Raw genomic sequence first — 251 nt, 5'->3', positions numbered from 1 at the left:
GTTTCTTCGGAACGATTTGCGGCGCAGGCGGGCCGATTACTTCGCTAACCATACACATGCTCTTTGCGATAAATCAGGTCGAGTACCTCTTCTCGCAGGTCGATGAACTCCGCCTGCGATTTGATCTCTCAAGAAACACCACACAACTGATTGATTTGCATGGTGTTTTCAAACGGGATTTTCAGTAGCCACGAGTTGCATCCCCATGGTCTTGGCACGCTGGGCGAGGTTGTGCAAGACCCGCTGGCGGT

General features: G+C 52.2%; 1 protein-coding gene. It reads left to right on the top strand.

All coding sequences use genetic code 11. The features are described 5' to 3' along the window. Positions 1–188: hypothetical protein (locus LHU53_RS19630; protein ID WP_227334473.1), on the top strand; the 188-nt coding region annotated here is incomplete at its 5' end. Positions 189–251: the final 63 nt, after the last annotated feature.

It is taken from the genome of Rhodoferax sp. U2-2l (genome assembly GCF_020594515.1).
Lineage (GTDB): Bacteria > Pseudomonadota > Gammaproteobacteria > Burkholderiales > Burkholderiaceae_C > Rhodoferax.
The sequence above is the reverse complement of the archived record's forward strand: the minus strand, read 5'-3'. Positions and strand labels throughout refer to the sequence as shown.